General features: G+C 41.5%; 17 protein-coding genes. 6 read left to right on the top strand and 11 right to left on the bottom strand.

Annotated features, from left to right (window positions below):
- Positions 1–3 precede the first annotated feature (3 nt).
- Together BrL25_RS12650 and BrL25_RS12645 are read right to left on the bottom strand one after the other, a co-directional pair.
- Complete coding sequence (locus tag BrL25_RS12650; protein WP_003335673.1) at positions 4–294, bottom strand: YerC/YecD family TrpR-related protein; 291 nt, start codon at positions 292–294, stop codon at positions 4–6.
- 141 nt (positions 295–435) lie between these two features.
- The gene (locus BrL25_RS12645; RefSeq protein WP_018673633.1) at positions 436–1,479 is read right to left on the bottom strand and encodes a DUF3048 domain-containing protein; all 1,044 of its coding nucleotides are present in this window, start codon (positions 1,477–1,479) and stop codon (positions 436–438) included.
- 149 nt (positions 1,480–1,628) lie between these two features.
- Between BrL25_RS12645 and BrL25_RS12640 the strand changes: the two genes are divergently transcribed.
- From BrL25_RS12640 to BrL25_RS12630, 3 genes are all read left to right on the top strand, one after another.
- Entirely contained in the window at positions 1,629–2,342 is a 714-nt protein-coding gene (locus tag BrL25_RS12640; RefSeq protein ID WP_018673632.1) for a response regulator transcription factor, read from the top strand.
- Positions 2,339–3,763 (top strand): HAMP domain-containing sensor histidine kinase, encoded by a 1,425-nt coding sequence (locus tag BrL25_RS12635; RefSeq protein ID WP_018673631.1) that lies wholly within the window; start codon positions 2,339–2,341, stop codon positions 3,761–3,763. Before BrL25_RS12640 ends, BrL25_RS12635 begins: the two co-directional genes overlap by 4 nt.
- A 160-nt stretch (positions 3,764–3,923) precedes the next feature.
- Positions 3,924–5,108 (top strand): glycosyl hydrolase family 18 protein, encoded by a 1,185-nt coding sequence (locus tag BrL25_RS12630; protein ID WP_018673630.1) that lies wholly within the window; start codon positions 3,924–3,926, stop codon positions 5,106–5,108.
- A gap of 152 nt (positions 5,109–5,260) precedes the next feature.
- Here BrL25_RS12630 and BrL25_RS12625 read toward each other — a convergent pair whose 3' ends face one another.
- From BrL25_RS12625 to BrL25_RS12600, 6 genes are all read right to left on the bottom strand, one after another.
- Complete coding sequence (locus BrL25_RS12625; RefSeq protein WP_018673629.1) at positions 5,261–5,968, bottom strand: ABC transporter ATP-binding protein; 708 nt, start codon at positions 5,966–5,968, stop codon at positions 5,261–5,263.
- 12 nt (positions 5,969–5,980) lie between these two features.
- On the bottom strand, positions 5,981–6,757 hold the full coding sequence (locus BrL25_RS12620) for an ABC transporter ATP-binding protein (protein ID WP_018673628.1): 777 nt from the start codon (positions 6,755–6,757) through the stop codon (positions 5,981–5,983).
- Positions 6,758–6,770: 13 nt separating this feature from the next.
- Complete coding sequence (locus tag BrL25_RS12615; protein ID WP_026315323.1) at positions 6,771–8,054, bottom strand: branched-chain amino acid ABC transporter permease; 1,284 nt, start codon at positions 8,052–8,054, stop codon at positions 6,771–6,773.
- A gap of 9 nt (positions 8,055–8,063) precedes the next feature.
- Entirely contained in the window at positions 8,064–9,017 is a 954-nt protein-coding gene (locus tag BrL25_RS12610) for a branched-chain amino acid ABC transporter permease (RefSeq protein WP_412679222.1), read from the bottom strand.
- Positions 9,018–9,168: 151 nt separating this feature from the next.
- The gene (locus BrL25_RS12605; RefSeq protein ID WP_018673625.1) at positions 9,169–10,338 is read right to left on the bottom strand and encodes a branched-chain amino acid ABC transporter substrate-binding protein; all 1,170 of its coding nucleotides are present in this window, start codon (positions 10,336–10,338) and stop codon (positions 9,169–9,171) included.
- Between the two features lie 249 nt (positions 10,339–10,587).
- Complete coding sequence (locus BrL25_RS12600) at positions 10,588–12,348, bottom strand: adenine deaminase C-terminal domain-containing protein (RefSeq protein WP_018673624.1); 1,761 nt, start codon at positions 12,346–12,348, stop codon at positions 10,588–10,590.
- Between the two features lie 142 nt (positions 12,349–12,490).
- Here BrL25_RS12600 and BrL25_RS26255 point away from each other — a divergent pair, with 142 nt between their 5' ends.
- Positions 12,491–13,021 (top strand): YgaP family membrane protein, encoded by a 531-nt coding sequence (locus tag BrL25_RS26255; RefSeq protein ID WP_018673623.1) that lies wholly within the window; start codon positions 12,491–12,493, stop codon positions 13,019–13,021.
- A gap of 79 nt (positions 13,022–13,100) precedes the next feature.
- On the opposite strand, the gene purD is transcribed toward BrL25_RS26255, so the two are convergent.
- Positions 13,101–14,390 carry a phosphoribosylamine--glycine ligase gene (gene purD, locus BrL25_RS12590; RefSeq protein WP_018673622.1) on the bottom strand — a complete coding sequence of 430 codons (1,290 nt, stop codon included), beginning with the start codon at positions 14,388–14,390 and terminating at the stop codon, positions 13,101–13,103.
- Between the two features lie 16 nt (positions 14,391–14,406).
- Positions 14,407–15,963 (bottom strand): bifunctional phosphoribosylaminoimidazolecarboxamide formyltransferase/IMP cyclohydrolase, encoded by a 1,557-nt coding sequence (purH, locus tag BrL25_RS12585; protein ID WP_018673621.1) that lies wholly within the window; start codon positions 15,961–15,963, stop codon positions 14,407–14,409.
- A 214-nt stretch (positions 15,964–16,177) separates the two neighbouring features.
- Between purH and BrL25_RS12580 the strand changes: the two genes are divergently transcribed.
- A complete protein-coding gene (locus BrL25_RS12580; protein ID WP_018673620.1) occupies positions 16,178–16,861 on the top strand; it encodes an NAD-dependent epimerase/dehydratase family protein in 684 nt (227 codons plus the stop codon).
- 84 nt (positions 16,862–16,945) lie between these two features.
- Positions 16,946–17,098 carry a hypothetical protein gene (locus BrL25_RS25155; RefSeq protein WP_018673619.1) on the top strand — a complete coding sequence of 51 codons (153 nt, stop codon included), beginning with the start codon at positions 16,946–16,948 and terminating at the stop codon, positions 17,096–17,098.
- A 14-nt stretch (positions 17,099–17,112) separates the two neighbouring features.
- On the opposite strand, the gene BrL25_RS12575 is transcribed toward BrL25_RS25155, so the two are convergent.
- Complete coding sequence (locus BrL25_RS12575; protein ID WP_018673618.1) at positions 17,113–17,382, bottom strand: hypothetical protein; 270 nt, start codon at positions 17,380–17,382, stop codon at positions 17,113–17,115.
- Positions 17,383–17,599 lie beyond the last annotated feature (217 nt).

The following is a 17,599-nucleotide window of genomic DNA, read 5'->3' as shown; positions in this document are numbered from 1 at the left end:
GCTTTATTTACCGATCCGATCCAATGCCAGTTGATAACCATCATTACCGTAATTGAGGCATCGCTTAACACGAGAGATCGTCGCTGTACTCGCCCCTGTTTCCGATTCAATATGGTTATACGTATATCCTTTACGTAGCATACGCGCTACTTCCAAACGTTGAGCAAGTGACTGCATCTCATTTACCGTACATAGATCATCAAAAAATTTATAGCATTCTTCCATGTCTTTTAAAGACAAGATCGATTCAAAAAGTTGTTCAATTCCCTTACCCTTTAATTTCTCTAATTGCATGAAAAATCACCCCGTGATCGTCTTGGGAACTTTTTCTCTCTGTAAAGTTTTTAAGTACTAAAGTTCTGCTTTCATGATAGAGCAAAAGACTTCTCTACGCAAGACGATGTTCATCAAATTTATCTGTTTCCTAAAGTTTGGTTATTGAAAGCTAAGATGCTGGTCTAAGCTTGGTGTATTAGGCACAATGTTTACCCAGGTATTTCCTGGGAGTAAAGGTATTTCTTTCGTTAAAGCAGCGTCTTCATATGCTCGAATAATACCATCTTTTCTAGCCCATTTGATTGGTTTTGCCTTCCCCTGCTGGAACAGATACCCTTCCCCAGGGCCGGTCACATCGACTTCACGCCGGCCTTCATTATCTAGCACCTTATGTTTAGATGAGATCACCAGTACATTCGTAATTTCCAGTTGTTTATCTGACGTTAGATCCTTATGAACCTCGCCTTGTGTATAGCGTAAATATTTCTCCTTATCCGTATCATATTTGTAACTGAGCGAATATTGTGGATGTGGTTTCACCTTAATTTCTGCCGCTGGCTGTCCTTCTTCTATTTTGGAATCTTTAGGCAGGAAAGGAAAAAACGGTAGATCAGAAGTTATACGCATATTTTTAGCCTGCATCGCTTTTTCGATATGGCTTAGATCAGTATATACATTATGGGGAGCAGAACGGAATTTTTCTCTCCAGAAGTATGTACTGTTACTAATCTCATTAATATCGTCATCTGCACCTTTAAGTATTTGAAGAGCATCTGGACTTCCACCAACATGCACCAGAATGGAGTCCAAGCCTCTCCCCAATTTAATAAAGTACGGGCGTATACTTCTGACTGGTCCAATCGTTTTAGGTGTTTGACTGTGAAAAATGGCTAGAAAGCGTGTCACTTCCCCTTCCGACAGCACTTCGTACACGATATCAGCTTTATCCAGTCCAGATTGAGGTCTTGCTTTCGGATGATTATTAATCATAACCATTACAGGACGATGATCAATTCGTTCATCCACACCCATTCCTGTTAATGGAGCTGTATAAGGAAACGTCTTCTCTTGCAAAGGTTCAGAAACTGGTGGCGTCACCGGATTGGATTGTGGTGGTTGTTCTTTATTTGCAAACGGATTGCAGGATACCAATAAGGCCGATGCTGTAACAACGACAACCGCATACTTCCAGATCTGTGTCATATATATGCCTCACTCCTTTTTTGTCCCTACTATTTTTCGAGCAACTTCTGTATAATTCCTGCCACAACTTTCCCACATTCCTTCTATTTAGTTCCCACATGTTTTTATACAAGCTATGGTACTATGATAGATAGAAAGGAAGGGTGACCATGACTCAGACCACACCTTATCTTGTTTATCTAGTTGATGATGAAACTAATTTGCTAGAGCTATTGCGCTCCTACCTTGTACGGGCAGGTTTTGAAGTAAGAACCTTCCAGAGCGGTGAAGAGGTTCTAGCTGTTCTAGATGATACAAAACCACACTTATGGATTCTTGATATTATGTTGCCTGATATAGATGGGTATGAACTACTTAGACTAATCCGAAATAAATGGGAAGACGTCCCAATCATGTTCATTTCTGCTCGTGATCAAGATATTGATAAAATTATCGGGCTGGAGCTAGGTAGCGACGACTATTTGGCAAAGCCCTTTTTGCCTCGTGAGCTAGTCATCCGTACACAGCGTTTGTTGCATCGTACCTATGAAAAGACTAGCCCTCCTGTAACAGCTACCCAACCTCCCGTAGTGTATGAGGACTGGATAAACGTCTCGCAGTATTTCATTTCAGAAAAAGGGAGACTGGTTAAAGAAAACGAGCAAATGATTGACTTGACCACAAAAGAATTTGATTTGGTGCTTTACTTTATTAAAAATCAGGGCCAGGCTTTGCAACGCGAGCAAATCCTTACGGCTGTCTGGGGCGATGACTATATCGGATCAGATCGTGCCGTGGATGATCTGGTGAAACGCATTCGTAAAAAGATGCCTGAATTTCCATTGGAGACGGTGTATGGCTTTGGCTACCGGATGACCAAATGAGAGGAAAATTCTCTTTACAAAACCTGCCGTTAGCCAAACAGATTTTTTTACTGTTTTTATCTTTGACGATCGTGCTTGGGGCAAGTGTAGCCATCCTCTATCCCTATACCTTAAAGCAGATCCTACTGGATAATACGTATTCATTGCTTGAGGACGAATTTGAGAAGGTGTCTGACCAAATCTCCTTTACGCAACAACATGAGCTTGGACCACTACCATCTTTCACTTCTCCACGGATATTGATGTTATTGTTACAAAACTATAACTTTTCTTTTCAGATGATGGTTTTTAGTAAAGATGGTCAACTTATTGGGGTTCAACATATGCCAAAAGAGGGCGTTCCAGTCAAGGTTGCGAATGGGCTTTTCAAAGAAGCTTCTGCTCATAAAGGTTCGACCCCTTATAAGGGGAGCACCGAGTGGGATAATGAAAATTTCTTAATGGTAAGTCAGAAGATGGATTACTTTGGATTCCCTTATTACCTAGTGATCTTCACAAAGGAAAAGGAAATCATTCAGATCAATAACATGCTTACCAAGCAATTCTTCATCATTTTTGCCTTTTTTATCTTTGTCAGTTTGTTATTAGCTGGTTGGTTTAGTGGGTATTTGAGTACCCCCTTACGCCGTTTAGAAGAATCCTGTCAAAAGATTGCACGCCGTCAATTTGATATTCCTCTAATGGTGGATCGAAAGGATGAAATCGGTCAATTAGCTCGCTCTTTTGACATGATGAAAAAGCAATTGAAGGATCATGACGAATCCCAGCAACACTTTGTGCAAAATATCTCCCATGAATTAAAAACGCCAATTATGGCGATACAAGGCTATGCACAAGGCTTACTAGATGGCGTTTTTCAGGGTGCTGAAGCACAAAAAGGCTTGTCCATTATTATGGAGGAAAGCAATCGTTTGGAGAATGTGGTAGAACAACTATTGTATTTAACAAAAGTAGAATCAGTTGATAGAATGATGACCTTTACATCATTAGATTTGACAGAAATGATTGGACTGTTACACCAGCGCTATCATCTTCTACACCCACATTTAGCATGGCAGATCGAAATACCTGATACCCTACCAATGAAAGGTGATGGTGAACAGCTTTACAGTGCTTTCACTAATATTGTGGAAAATCAGCTACGATACGCCAAGACCACGATTACCATCACTGCCAAAGTGGTAAAAGAACAGATCGAAATCGCTATCTCCAATGACGGTCCACCTATTGAAGAAAGCGTCATGCCCTACCTTTTCCAACGTTTTCGCAAAGGTAAAACTGGTAAACATGGCTTAGGTCTTGCTATCGCGCGTGCTGTTCTGGAAGCCCATGAAGGATCTATTACTGCCAAGAACATATCTGAGCAGCAAGGTGTTATGTTTATTGCAACATTGCCACAAAAGCAATTTCATTTGGAATAAAAAAGCGGTAATCTGGAGTAATTTCCGGGTTACCGTTTTTTCATATCTTCTAGCATTAGCCTATCTTCCCCATAAACGTGTATAACTTTGTGTTAATTACCGTATGTTAAAACTAACAATCAGGATAAAACTACCTTTATGATAAGAAAGGAGAGAAGAAATGCCACGTCTCTTCTCACGCGTCTTCATCTTGTTGTTGGTGATTAGCTCTTTGCTGGTAGCTTCTTGTCAGACTGGCTCTCCCTATAAATCTGCTACCTCTGATAGAAGTACTTCTCCTCATTTTGCATCCGTTCATCAGACTACTACCTTACAGAACGTAATACCTAGCTCTCGACCAAGAGAGGTGCTTGGGTTTTATACAGAGTCGGAAGATCCTTATCCTGGATCTCTCCCCACCTTATCTGCTCAGCATGAACAACTTAGTATGATTGTGCCTTTTTGGTGTAAGCTGGATGAAAAAAATCCTGGATATTTAAAAACGGCCCTTTCGAAAGAAGAACAAAAAAAGGTCATAGATCGAGCACATGCCAATCAGGTTCAAGTCTATCTGTTAATTCACAATCTGTTCTATGATTCTATAGAAAAAGGAAAAGATGTTGCCCGAGATATTTTACGTAAACCTACAAATCAGCGGTATTTTTTGCGTAATTTAGAACGTGAAGTGCTTTCACTAGGCTATGACGGCATTAATTTAGACATCGAGAACCTATATTTAGAAGACAAATTTGCCTTCACTCAGTTAGTTAAAAATGTAACCCAATTGATGCATCAACATGGCAAAACCGTCACAGTAAGTGTTCCTGCTAATACAGGTGATGAACGTGCCAATGTGTGGTCTCCCTGGTTTGACTATAAGCTACTAGGTCGCTATGCTGATCGCTTGGTGATCATGGCCTACGATGAGCATAACCCACGAACAAAACCAGGTCCTGTTGCTTCCATTCAATGGGCAGAAGATACAGTGCGATATGCACTCTCGCAAGGTGTACCGGCACACAAAATCTTACTTGGAGTTGCTGGGTATGGCTGGAATTGGAACAGCAACGGAGAAAAAGCCGTATATCAATCCTATAAAAGTCTAATGGAGCTAGGCAAAAGCCATGGAGCTACTCTTAATTGGGATCAGGAACGACTCGCCCCCCATATGCAATACATGGATGAAGAAGGCAATATGCATATCGCTTGGTTTGAAAACTCTTTTAGCACGCGATCCAAGCTAGATTTGGTTGAGAAATATGATTTGGCCGGAATAGCCTTTTGGCGCTTGGGACTAGAGGACCCAACCATTTGGGATAACCTTTCCAACCACATTAATGTCTGGAAAACAGATACGATTCATTAATAAAGCCCCTCGATGTAACCAACAAAAACCTTGAATTCTAGAATGAATTTCAAGGTTTTTGTTGATATTCTATGCAAGCTGTTCAATTCGACCTTCCTCACTTGATCCAATTGCAACGCATGTCAGTCTAATGTGATGACTCCCGCCTCCGTTTACGCCAAATATGCCTCTCGTACCTGTGGATCTGATAACAAATTTTTTGCATCATCCTTCAAAATAATCTCACCAGTCTGAATGACATAGCCACGATGTGCAACGGCAAGTGCCTGATTTGCATTTTGTTCTACTAATAGAATGGTCATACCCTCTTGATTTAATTCCGTGACTATCTCGAAGATTTGCTCTACTAAAATAGGAGCTAATCCCATTGACGGCTCATCTAACATCAGGATTTTTGGCTTCATCATCAATCCACGAGCGATAGCCAACATTTGTTGTTCACCGCCAGACATCGTGCCTCCTTTTTGTGATACCCGTTCTTTTAAGCGTGGAAAGTAATGAAAGGCTCGCTCAATTCCCTCTTCAATCACTTTCTGATCCTTGATAGAAAAGGCCCCCATCTCCAAGTTTTCTCTTACAGTTAGTTTTGGAAAAATACGCCTGCCCTCCGGAACATGGGCAATTCCTAATGCTGAGATATCATGTGGCCTTTTACCAGTGATAGGTTGCCCGTCAAAAAACACTTGACCTTCTTTTGTATGAACTTGACCACATATGGTTTTTAAGGTAGTTGATTTTCCAGCTCCGTTTGAACCGATAAGAGTTACTACTTCTCCTTGCTCTACCGTGATACTTAGACCTTTTAACGCATGGATGCCTCCGTAATAGGTATGAACCTCCTTCAATTCCAATAACGCCATCGCTCTTCCCTCCTACGAAGCTTCTGTTGCGCTTTTGCCCAAGTACGCCTCAATAACCTTTGGATTTGTTCTTATGTCGTCTGGTGTACCCTCAGCAATTTTCCTTCCATAATCCAGAACATGAATATACTCGGAAAGCCCCATAACCAGCTTCATGTCATGCTCTATTAAAATAATGGTTAATTCTAATTCGCGTTTTAGCTGACGTATAAAATCGGTCATTTCCACCGTCTCTCTCGGGTTCATCCCTGCTGCTGGCTCATCTAACAAAATAATGTGTGGATTCGTAGCCAAAGCCCTAGCAATCTCTAATCTGCGCTGCAATCCATACGGCAGACTACCTGCGGTTTCATTAGCAATATGTTCAATTCCCACATATTCAAGAATTTGATAAGCTTCAACACGGGCTCGTTCCTCCTCTTCCCTTATCCGTTTTGAATGAAACAAAATACCAAGAAGACCTGCTTGTAGCCGCCCATGTTGGCCGATCATCACGTTCTCTAATGCCGTCATTTGTTTGAACAATCTGACATTTTGAAACGTCCGTGTAATTCCCCGGGTTGCTATTTGATCGGGTTGAAGGCCTTTCATACTCTTTCCATTTAATACAACATCCCCCTCATCTGGCTCGTAAAAACCTGTAACCATATTAAAGAAGGTGGTTTTACCTGCCCCGTTCGGACCGATGACTGCCGTGATGCTGCCTTTTTCAATATCAATCGACACGTCTTCGTTGGCCACCAGACCACCGAATCTCTTGGTTAAATGTCTCGCTTCTAACAATGCCATACTACTACCTCCTCTAGCCCAATTTGTTTCGTCCGCTCAGCTTAGCAAGAATGCCCTGCCGTTGTTCAACTTGAGCGTGATTTTTAATGTTCTCGATGTTTTCTTTCTTTCTCCTTGCTGGAATTAATCCGTTCGGACGATATAGGGCCGCTAATACCAGTAGAATTCCAAACACCATTCGTTGCAGCTTAGACGGGTCCAATTGACTTGGGAGGTATAGGATACCTAATTGTGACAACTCATGCAGATAATTGGACAGCTCCTTTAAAATTTGAACCTGTAGCAGTGTAACAAACGTGGCACCTAAGATAACACCAGGGATGCTACCACTCCCACCTAAAATAACCATTACCAATATGCTAAATGACTCCATCAGCGTAAAAGAGGTAGGGTCAACAAAGGTTTGTTTTGCCGCAAAGATAACCCCAACTACCCCAGCAAAGGATGCTCCTGTAGCAAATGCCGCTAACTTCGTTTTTAAGAGAGAAATCCCCATAGACTGCGCCGCCAGCTCGTCTTCTCGAATCGCAATCCAAGCGCGCCCTAGTTTAGAATGCTCCAAGCGGATATTGGCAAGTACAATCAATAAAATAACCACTAACACAATAAAATAGAAATGAAAAGCATCAGAAAATGATTCTCCCATAATTTGTGGAGCATTGATTGAAGTTATCCCCTGAGGTCCATTTGTTATATTGATAGGCTTATCCAAATTATTAAAGACTATTCTGATAATTTCACCAAATCCCAATGTAACAATGGCTAGATAATCTCCTTTTACCCGAAGAACGGGGAGTCCTAGCAGAATTCCAAAGATAGCAGCTACCAGCAATCCAACCACTAAAAATGCCCAAAACCACTCTCCGCTTAACGGAAATAAGTCTCCCGGAATAAAATGATTAGCCTGTGCGGTAGCAAATATGCCATATGCATATGCACCAGCGGCAAAAAAAGCAATGTATCCCAAATCCAATAGTCCAGCAAATCCAACCACAATGTTTAAACCAAGCGCCATAGCAACATAAATACCAATATTGGTCGCTACTTCCATATAATAGCTATTATCATAAGCAAGTATTGGAATGAGACCGAATAAAACTAACACCCCTAAAAGTACTTGTGCCCTTTTATTCGTATTCGTGTAGTAGATTAGCAGTACTGAAAAAATAAGCCCCACAAAGCTTGTTACCGATTGCTGTAAAAAATAGAGCGCTACAGAGCATCCAACAATCCACACCAGCGTAAGAAGAAGTGGGATTGGTTTTTCTTTTGCTAGCACATTTTTAAGAGTTCCCATTTCTTTCACCTACACTTTCTCTTTTATGGCTTCCCCAAGCAGACCCTCGGGTTTGAACAGAAGCACTAGAATGAGAATGGCAAATCCGATGACATCCTTATACTCTCCACCGAATGCTCCTCCTGTTAACGGCCCCATATACGCACCAGCCAATGACTCAATTAATCCAAGAAGCACCCCTCCTAGCATCGCCCCTCTAAGATTACCAATACCGCCTAAGATAGCAGCAGTAAAAGCTTTCATTCCCAAAATGAAGCCGATGTAGGGATCAATCGTTCCATAATTTTGTGCGAACAGCACACCAGTCGCTCCACCTAAGCTTGAACCAATAAGGAAGGTTAACATAATAACTTTGTCCACATTTATGGTCATAAGTGATGCTGTGGATTGATCTTGTGAAACGGCACGCATCGCGATGCCCCATTTTGTCTTGTTAATAAATAGTGTTAATGTAATCATCATGACAATAGCTACGACAACAACAATCACAGCTTTTGAGGGAATTTGAGCGATACCGATATCGATCTTTCCAGGGAATAAAATAGGGCCTGTTAAATAAAAGGCATCCCGATGAATCGCTTCTGCAAAACGAACGACATCCTGCAAGAAGAAGGATACACCAATGGCAGATATCAGTGGGACTAATCGCGGGGCATTCCGTAGAGGCCGATAAGCAACCCGTTCAATCCCTATACCCAATAAACCGGTTAACACCATACTGATAATCAGAGCAAGAATCAGAGCCAAAAATGGGTTCATTCCTTGCAATACCCCATTAGCTTCCATAACAAGAAGCACTTCTGTCCCTACAAACGCTCCCACCATAAAAATTTCTCCATGTGAAAAGTTTATAAATTCTAAGATTCCATACACCATTGTGTAACCCAAGGCCACAACTGCATACATGAAGCCGAGGGTAAGTCCGTCAACCAACACTTGAGGTAGGATCTGCCACATGTACATTCCCTCATTTCTCTTGTATTTTTCTTTTCACTGTAAATGCAGATCATTTTCCCTACAACAAATAGGGCTTTTCCTCAATCGTTCTTAAAAGAAAAGGGCGCTTCTACGCGTCGTCCCCTTACTACAACGGTAGAAAGCGTCCTCCGTGATACTACTCTGCTTTGGTTACAAAAGTGGCTTTTCCATTTTCAAATTTGTAGACGAATACCTGGGCGAATTCATTGTCCCCCTTTTCTGTAAAGGTGACTTTGGTAAATTGTCCTTGAAAGTCTTTCGTTTTATGAACAGCATCTAACACTTGCTCTCGGCTAGGCTTTTTATTACCATTTGCCTTAATAGAATTTTTCAAACCATTCAGTAATACTTTCATCGCATCATAACCGTAAACGGAATAGGTTTCTGGTTTTTTGTTAGTTGCTTTTTCATAAGCCTCAGCCCATTTTTTTCCTTCAGCAGTCTGGGTAACGTCCCCCGCTGCCGATGTATAGATAACCCCTTCAGCAGCACTGCCAGCAATCGTCACTAATTCAGAGGAATCGATTCCATCCCCACCCATAAAAATCCCCTGATATCCCTTATCACGAGCCTGCTTAAATAACAGACCTCCTTCCGAATAAATCCCCCCAAAGAAGACCAGATCTGGTTTGCTAGAGACTACCTGATTAATCACAGCACTATAATCCTTTTCGCCTACAGTAATGCCTTCTAAACCAAGTATTCCCACCCCATCCTTTTCAAATTGAGCTTTTACTTGGTCAGTTAATCCTGTACCATACGCTGTCTTATCATTAATAATGAATACGTTTTTTACACCAAGCGTATTTTTGGCGTATCTGGCAGCTGCGGGGCCTTGTACATCATTTCGTGCACAAATGCGATGGACTGTCTTCTTCCCTTCTTCTGTGAGTGTAATGCCTGTGTTAGCGGGAGAGACCATAACTAGTTTGCCAGCTTCATACTTTGAAGAGGACGGAACAGCAACACCGGTGTTGTAGTGACCGATCACCCCCAGTACGTCCTTGTTGGCAACCAGTAGCTGGGCATTGGTAACACCTTGTTTAGGATCAGCCTGATCATCCTGAGGAAATAGCTGTAGTTCGAATCCCATTTTCGCAAATTCTTCCTTCTCCTCCTGAAGTGCGTATCCTGCTCCCTGTTTAATCGCGTCACCAATGTTTGCGTATGCACCAGATAGTGGGCTTTGTGTAGCTATTTTAATTACCTCTTTTCCAGTGCTTTGGCCTGCTCCTGTACAGCCTGATAAAACTAATCCAGTAGTCAATATGGCGGTAAAGAGTCCCATGCTACCTTTCTTGTTCATGGAATCAGATCCCCCTTATTTGTACTTTCTTTCAACTAAACCAGTTTATTCACAGATCATTCGGGTTTTGACAACTTTAGGTAAGAAGAACCGTTTTGTGTTAATGATTATTTTTTATTGTAAAATAAATCTGAAAATTTACAAGAAAAAAATAATTTTTATCGAATCGATTCTACCGCACTATTAGCACTATTTTACACATATCAACAAGGATGAGAAGCTTTATTGATAACCTATTAGGAAGACTTTTTAGAGCGGAGTAGCAGGATAAATCAAGGAACCAGTCTTCACTTCATAGATTCCAGCCTTGGTAAAACGAACAAAGGGTAAGTGGGTGGCAGTAAAAAATAATAAGGAATAAATTGGATCATCAAATCGATATCCACGTTCCTTCATTAAAGTGGTAAAGCGCTCGCTTTTTTCCATAACGATCTCCATCGATTCATCTGTCATTTTCCCTCCTATAGGTAAGGGTATATGAAAAAGCACTTCCCCCTTTTCGATGATCGCCACTCCACCTTTTGATGCCATGATCTCCTGTAGGGCCGCTTTCATCGATTGAGGATTACGACCTAGCACGAGAAATTCTGTGGATGCATGAAAACTGGTAGCTAATGCCTCCAGCTCAACTGCAAAGCCTCGTAAAATAGCCTTCGTCAATTGTTTCGTTTTTGGATCAATTAATACTGCAAGCATCGCATCCGGTATTTGAATAAGCTCCTCCCAATCATGAATAACGGTTGTTTCATCTAATTTACTAATAACCGCATTAATCATACAGATTACAGGAAGAGTATCTAAGGAAAGGGCTTGCGTCTTATCTGGAAACAAAAACCATTGATCAGACACCATTTCTTCCATGATGAGACTACCAGAAACATAATCACTCATTTGACTCTTTGGTACCTTTGCAACTACCTGCCCCTCCTGTACGATAATAAGACCATTTGCAATGACTGTTTCTGGGGTTGGATTATTTTTTTCCGTAAGTAACAATATATCAGCCAGACGACCTGGAGCAATTCCACCTATTTCGGTATCCATGCCATAATACGTAGCAGAATTCAGGGTTGCCATCACATAGGCTTCCTCAATTGGCATACCTGACTCAATCGCAACTCGGATCGTGTAGTCCATTACTCCGTTTCGAAGCATCGGAGCTGTTGCTCCATCGGATGTCAGCATCATACGAGGCGACCAAGGTAAATCTAACTCTAGCCATTCTGTGATCAATTTGGGCAGATCAGGTCGAATGGAGGAATGACGAAGTGTGGCATACATTCCCACTTGTAAGCGGTGCAACAGCTCCTCCGCCTTCATACTTTCATGACAAGCCCCTACCCCATGAGCAGCTGCTAGAGCCAATGTCTGATAAGAAGCACCTGGATGATGTCCCTCTATTCGCTTACCTAGATCCAGAGCATAACGCATGCCCTCTAACAACTCTTCTCGTTCATCCAATATGCCTCTCCAATCGGTTAATTCTCCGGCCTGAATCACTAAAGGGTGATCTAACAGCTCCTTTATCCTTTCACGTTGGAAAACACCTTCTGGATCAGGTAACGTTTGTGAATCCAATCGGGCCCAAAAAAATTGCTTCATAGGATGCTTATTTATTTCACCAAAAAGCGAAGAGAGCTTGTCATACGGCAACAATTGAAAAAAGAATAAGCTATCACTTATCATTGTCGTAGTCCCTGTTTGTAGGGCATAATCAGCTAAAGTGAACGGGTTATACCATTGAAAAGGATGAGCATGTGGCTCTATGTATCCAGGAACGATATACTTGTCCTTTGCATTTATACAAATTGTATCATCATTCACTAGTGGTACTTTTTCTCCCACATAAGCAATACGCTCACCAGCCAAGACTATGTCTGCTTTTCGCCAGGACTTCGTATATACATCTAATATTGTCCCTCCAGTAATCCACACACTAGCAGCTTCAAGTCCTTTTGCCGTACGAATCAATTGTTTATAAGCAATTTCTGTTAGTTTTCTTGCCCTCACTCATTCCCTCTCCTCTCTTGTTAGCATCGTCATTTACTAGTTATATGGTATGCTAAGCGATCCCTGCTTTCCTACCATTTTTTCCTTGGGTGGACAATCGCTTCTCAACACAAACTAACACAAGGAAGGAGGCTGGATGAGCATGAAAAAGAATGTTGGTAGGTTTGATGCCTATATTCGTATAACATTGGGACTAGTTGGTTTAGGATGCGCTATTAGCAAAATGTCAAATTATCGTTATGGTAAAAAGCCTTATGGTCTCTTACTATGGTCAGCTATGAAAGTAGCCGAAGGAATCACACGCTTTTGTCCAATCCTTTTAGCGTTTGGTATCAGCACAAGAAAAGAGGATTTAGTCCGTCAAGCAATGGATAAAATTATTCCAACAGGCCTTTCTCTTTACAACAAGACCCGAGAGGCTACCTCGTCGATGAAAAACCGAGCATTGAAGCGCACCTCTACAGATCAACAGGTACATTCTGAAAATGAGCAAGCAACAGACCATAACTCTCAAAATACGCATGTTGAAGAGCTTGCTCGTAAGGCTTTCGAAAGCTTTGTAGAAAGCGAAAAACAAAGTGATCAAGCATCTCAAAAGCAATCTACTCATCAAAACAGCTCACATCTTGATCAATCACAGAATAAGAATTCGTCTACTCATGATGCTGAGTAAAAACAAACAAAGGGATAAGGCCACAGAGGCCCAATCCCTTTTGTTTGTTCAGTCCAGACTAAATGTTATACTAGTCTTCCTATACCTTTTTAAAAGCTTTATCAGCAATATCTCTACGATAATGTGCACCTGTAAAGGATATCTTTGCTACAGCCTGATACGCCTTTTCTTTTGCTAGCTGTAAGGAGTCTGCTAAAGCAGTTACCGCCAGTACCCGTCCACCACTTGTTACAAAATGATCAGCTTCTTGTTTCGTACCAGCATGAAACACGATCTCCTGATTGTCTTGTTTAGGCGAATCGGCTACAGGCACGTCCACACCAGTAATGATAGCCCCCTTAGGATAATCCCCCGGATATCCTGGTGAAGCCATAACAACTGTAACCGCACTCTGTTTACTCCAATTGATGTCTAAGTCGGCCAAGCTTCCATTTAATGTGGCCATAATAATATCTATTAAATCCGTTTCCAATAAAGGCAATACGACTTGTGTTTCTGGATCGCCAAATCTGGCATTAAATTCTACAACCTTAGGCCCTTCCTCGGTAAGCATTATTCCCGTGTACAAAATACCACGAAATGGGATGCCTTCCGCTACCATAGCAGAAGCCATTGGTTGAACAATCGTATCTATCATATGTTGTATATCGCTATCCTTTACTTGAGGTACAGGAGCATACGCACCCATTCCACCGGTATTAGGTCCTTTATCTCCATCAAATACCGTTTTATGATCCTGAGAAGGAATCATTGGTTTAACGGTCTCTCCATCAATAAATGAGAGCAACGTTAATTCTTCTCCTTGCATAAACTCTTCAATAACAATGCGGCTTCCAGCTTGACCAAACTTACTATCCTGCATGATCTGGCGGATTGCTTCTTCTGCTTCCTCTAAGCTAAAAGCTAGAATGACACCTTTTCCTTGTGCCAGACCATCCGCCTTAATAACAATGGGGGCCCCTTTTTCTCTTACATAAGCAATAGCAGATTCAAAATCGAGGAAAGATTCATATTCCGCAGTTGGAATATCATATTTTCTCATCAGGCATTTAGCAAAGGACTTGCTGCCTTCCAGTTTTGCAGCTTTTGCACTTGGACCATATATAGGTAGGTTACGTAGAGTAAAGAAATCTACAATCCCTCCTAAAAGTGGATCTTCAGGACCGACAACGGTAACATCAATTTCCTCGTCTTTCGCAAACTGAGCCAGTGCCGCATAATCTGTCACCTGGATCGGAACGTTTTGCACCAGAGCAGCGGTTCCGCCATTACCCGGAGCGCAGAATATTTTCTCCACTTTAGGGCTTTGTGCCAGTTTCCACACGAGGGTGTGTTCCCTTCCCCCGCTGCCTACTACCAAAACTTTCATCCTATTTGTCCTCCCCTTAATGTTTAAAATGACGGACACCTGTGAAAATCATAGCAATGCCATGACGATTGCACGCATCGATCGATTCTTGGTCTCGAATAGAGCCACCAGGTTGAATAATAGCTGTAATTCCTGCTTGGGCTGCCGCTTCTACTGTATCAGACATTGGGAAAAAAGCATCCGAGGCAAGAACTGCTCCCTTGGCCTCTTCTCCAGCTTGCGTGATCGCAATCTGAGCTGAACCTACTCTGTTCATCTGCCCCGCACCAACACCGATCGTTTTATCTGATTTAGCTAGAACGATCGCATTAGACTTAACGTGTTTGACCACCTTCCAAGCGAACTCTAGTTGAGTTAGCTCTTCTTCACTTGGCGAACGTTCAGTTACGACCATTATAGCAGTAGGGTCAAGCGCTTTGCGATCCCATTCTTGCACAAGCGCTCCACCATGCACAGAAGTAATTTGAAAAGCCGAGCTTAATATACCTTTATGCTCAGAAGAAGCTATTGTGTCCATCTGAAGTAAACGTACATTTTTCTTTGCCTGCAAAATAATCAACGCTTCTGGTTCAAAAGCTGGCGCTACAATAATTTCTAAAAATACTTCTTTTAGTAATAAAGCTGTTTCACGATCAATCGGGCGATTCGCTGCTACGATCCCTCCATAAATAGAGACAGGGTCAGCATCATACGCTTTTTGGTAAGCCTCGTGAATTGTCACTCCCACACCTACCCCACATGGATTGGTATGTTTTACTGCAACTACTGTTGGTTCGCTGAATTCAGCCAATATAGCTAGTGCAGCATTAGCATCGTTAATATTATTATAGGAAAGTTCTTTGCCGTGAAGTTGTTTGCATGTAGCGATATTGCCCCTAGTAGCCAACGCATCTCGATAAAAGGCTGCCATCTGATGAGGATTTTCTCCATAGCGGAGTTCCTGGGCTTTTTCATAGGTAACAGTAAAGCTCTCTGGCAATTCCTCACCTGTTTGTTCACTTAGATAACGTGAGATGAGAGAATCGTAGGCTGCCGTATGACGAAATACTTTAGCCGCTAGACGCTTGCGGGTTTCTAGACTGGTGTTTTGTTTTTCTCGAATTTCAGTCAACACAAGCTCATAGTCATTGGCGTCAACAACTACAGTCACGTATGCATGATTCTTTGCAGCGGAGCGCAGCATAGTTGGGCCACCGATATCAATATTTTCAATCGCATCCTCATAGCTAACATCTGTTCTAGAGATCGTCTCCTTAAACGGATAAAGATTTACAGCTACAATATCAATATATTCAAAACCTTGGGTCGCCATTTGCTCCACGTGTTCTTTATTATCACGAACTGCCAGCAAACCACTGTGAATAGCTGGATGCAGAGTTTTTACCCGTCCATCCATCATTTCTGGAAACTGAGTTACCTCTGATATTCCTGTTACCTTAACACCTGCATCAGCTAAAAGCGTCGCTGTACCCCCAGTTGAAATGACCTCAAAACCTAGCTTGACAAGCTGGCTCGCAAATTCCACCACACCTGTTTTGTTAGATACGCTAATCAGTGCTCTCTTTTTCCCCACGGAAAGAACCTCCTGACATGTAATTAAATCGTTTAACACGAACATTTCAAGCTAATCATATTATAAACGTACGTTTTTTTCAACATTTTTACTACTAAAATCGCCAATTACCTTTTATTTACTTTCTAATTTCTTTCCGTCATGATGTTCTTTTTTTTCTGTAAAAAATAGGAGATAATAAGAAAGATGGAATAAGTCAGAAAGGATTGTTGACATGCTCCAAAAGAAAACAGCCCTTCTTGCGGGTGCAAGCGGACTGGTAGGAGGACATTTACTCTCTTTCTTGTTAGAAGCTTCTGAATATGAGCGTATATATGTGGTTGTACGTAAGGCACTACCTATTGATCATCCTAAACTCGAACAAGCTGTTCTTTCTTTTGAAAATCTGGATCAATACGGCTCTCTTTTCTCTTGTACGCATATCTATTGTTGTCTTGGTACCACACGAAAAAAGGCCAAAAGTAAGGAACAGTTTCAACGTGTTGATTATGAGTATCCATTGACCATGGCTCGCCTAGCTAAACAACAAGGCGCTGAAAAATTTCTATTGGTTTCTGCTCTAGGTGCAAATGTGAACTCTCTTTTCTTTTACAATCAATTAAAAGGAAGGATGGAACGAGACATTACACATCTCCAGCTGCCTACTACCTTAATCTTTCGTCCTTCCCTATTACTAGGTAAACGTCATGAGTATCGATTTGCCGAACATTGGGCAGGTAAGCTGGTTCCTTTTCTCTCTCCCTTGTTAATAGGCCCATTGGCGACTTATCGTGCTATCCCTGCTGAAGAAGTAGCCTATAGCATGTACCAAGCCGCCCAACAAAGCATTGTCGGAAATCATGTGTACAAATCATCTCTTATACATGATATTGCTCAATCACGTTTTCCTAAATCCTGATCTACAGTACGTATATCTGCCTAGTCCCTCGTTGTGTATGCAGACATAAACTGATTACTAGGTCGACAGAGAGGAGGAAGAGTCATGCCAGCAACATCCGATTTAGTGGGGAATCTTGGTGTTTCATCAGAAAATTTAGCATTTTGGGCCGCTATACTTAGCATCATCAGTTCTGTACTAGCCTTCCTCGCCCTTGTAATAGAGAGGAATAATAAAGAATCCAAAAAATGCCAATAGACTTCTCCTTACCATCAAAAGGCCATGATTATCACCTTTAGCTTCCATTCGAATAAATGAATGGTTGCATAAATACTCAGCCAGCCGAGTAACAGATAAAGGATTTGTTGGTTTCTTGGGTATGTGTTTTTTACATTCATGATTAAAATAGATCCAGATACAACACCGATGGTAAACCAGGCTACTTGAATAGCAGGTATCATTCCCTCAGCTTTACTCCACATAAGTACCCATATCAGTGTGGCAACAAAATAGGAAGTAATAAATCGCCAAAATGAGTTCATGTTCTCACCTCACGACCACTTGACATTCTTATTTACAAATAAAATACTGAAACTGTATAAACACCTTACTTTTTACAAAAAAGGTACCGATATAACTAGAGGATATATTAATTTTAAATAGAAGCTACTATAGTTCTATATGTGAACTGTGACCCTATTTGTAGACAGTTTTAAAAGAATACCTAACTAGGCAGCTAAAAGATGACTTCTGAATTCT

Origin of the sequence: Brevibacillus laterosporus DSM 25 (assembly GCF_002706795.1) — a bacterium.
Classification (GTDB): domain Bacteria; phylum Bacillota; class Bacilli; order Brevibacillales; family Brevibacillaceae; genus Brevibacillus_B; species Brevibacillus_B laterosporus.
This window is presented reverse-complemented; position numbering and strand designations above follow the sequence as displayed.

Excerpts from the sequence above, each read along its gene's own strand:
- BrL25_RS12650 (WP_003335673.1), bottom strand. The coding sequence starts at position 294 with ATGCAATTAGAGAAATTAAAGGGTAAGGGAATTGAACAACTTTTTGAA.
- BrL25_RS12645 (WP_018673633.1), bottom strand. The coding sequence starts at position 1,479 with ATGACACAGATCTGGAAGTATGCGGTTGTCGTTGTTACAGCATCGGCC.
- BrL25_RS12640 (WP_018673632.1), top strand. The coding sequence starts at position 1,629 with ATGACTCAGACCACACCTTATCTTGTTTATCTAGTTGATGATGAAACT.
- BrL25_RS12635 (WP_018673631.1), top strand. The coding sequence starts at position 2,339 with ATGAGAGGAAAATTCTCTTTACAAAACCTGCCGTTAGCCAAACAGATT.
- BrL25_RS12630 (WP_018673630.1), top strand. The coding sequence starts at position 3,924 with ATGCCACGTCTCTTCTCACGCGTCTTCATCTTGTTGTTGGTGATTAGC.
- BrL25_RS12625 (WP_018673629.1), bottom strand. The coding sequence starts at position 5,968 with ATGGCGTTATTGGAATTGAAGGAGGTTCATACCTATTACGGAGGCATC.
- BrL25_RS12620 (WP_018673628.1), bottom strand. The coding sequence starts at position 6,757 with ATGGCATTGTTAGAAGCGAGACATTTAACCAAGAGATTCGGTGGTCTG.
- BrL25_RS12615 (WP_026315323.1), bottom strand. The coding sequence starts at position 8,054 with ATGGGAACTCTTAAAAATGTGCTAGCAAAAGAAAAACCAATCCCACTT.
- BrL25_RS12610 (WP_412679222.1), bottom strand. The coding sequence starts at position 9,017 with ATGTACATGTGGCAGATCCTACCTCAAGTGTTGGTTGACGGACTTACC.
- BrL25_RS12605 (WP_018673625.1), bottom strand. The coding sequence starts at position 10,338 with ATGAACAAGAAAGGTAGCATGGGACTCTTTACCGCCATATTGACTACT.
- BrL25_RS26255 (WP_018673623.1), top strand. The coding sequence starts at position 12,491 with ATGAAAAAGAATGTTGGTAGGTTTGATGCCTATATTCGTATAACATTG.
- purD (WP_018673622.1), bottom strand. The coding sequence starts at position 14,390 with ATGAAAGTTTTGGTAGTAGGCAGCGGGGGAAGGGAACACACCCTCGTG.
- BrL25_RS12580 (WP_018673620.1), top strand. The coding sequence starts at position 16,178 with ATGCTCCAAAAGAAAACAGCCCTTCTTGCGGGTGCAAGCGGACTGGTA.
- BrL25_RS25155 (WP_018673619.1), top strand. The coding sequence starts at position 16,946 with ATGCCAGCAACATCCGATTTAGTGGGGAATCTTGGTGTTTCATCAGAA.
- BrL25_RS12575 (WP_018673618.1), bottom strand. The coding sequence starts at position 17,382 with ATGAACTCATTTTGGCGATTTATTACTTCCTATTTTGTTGCCACACTG.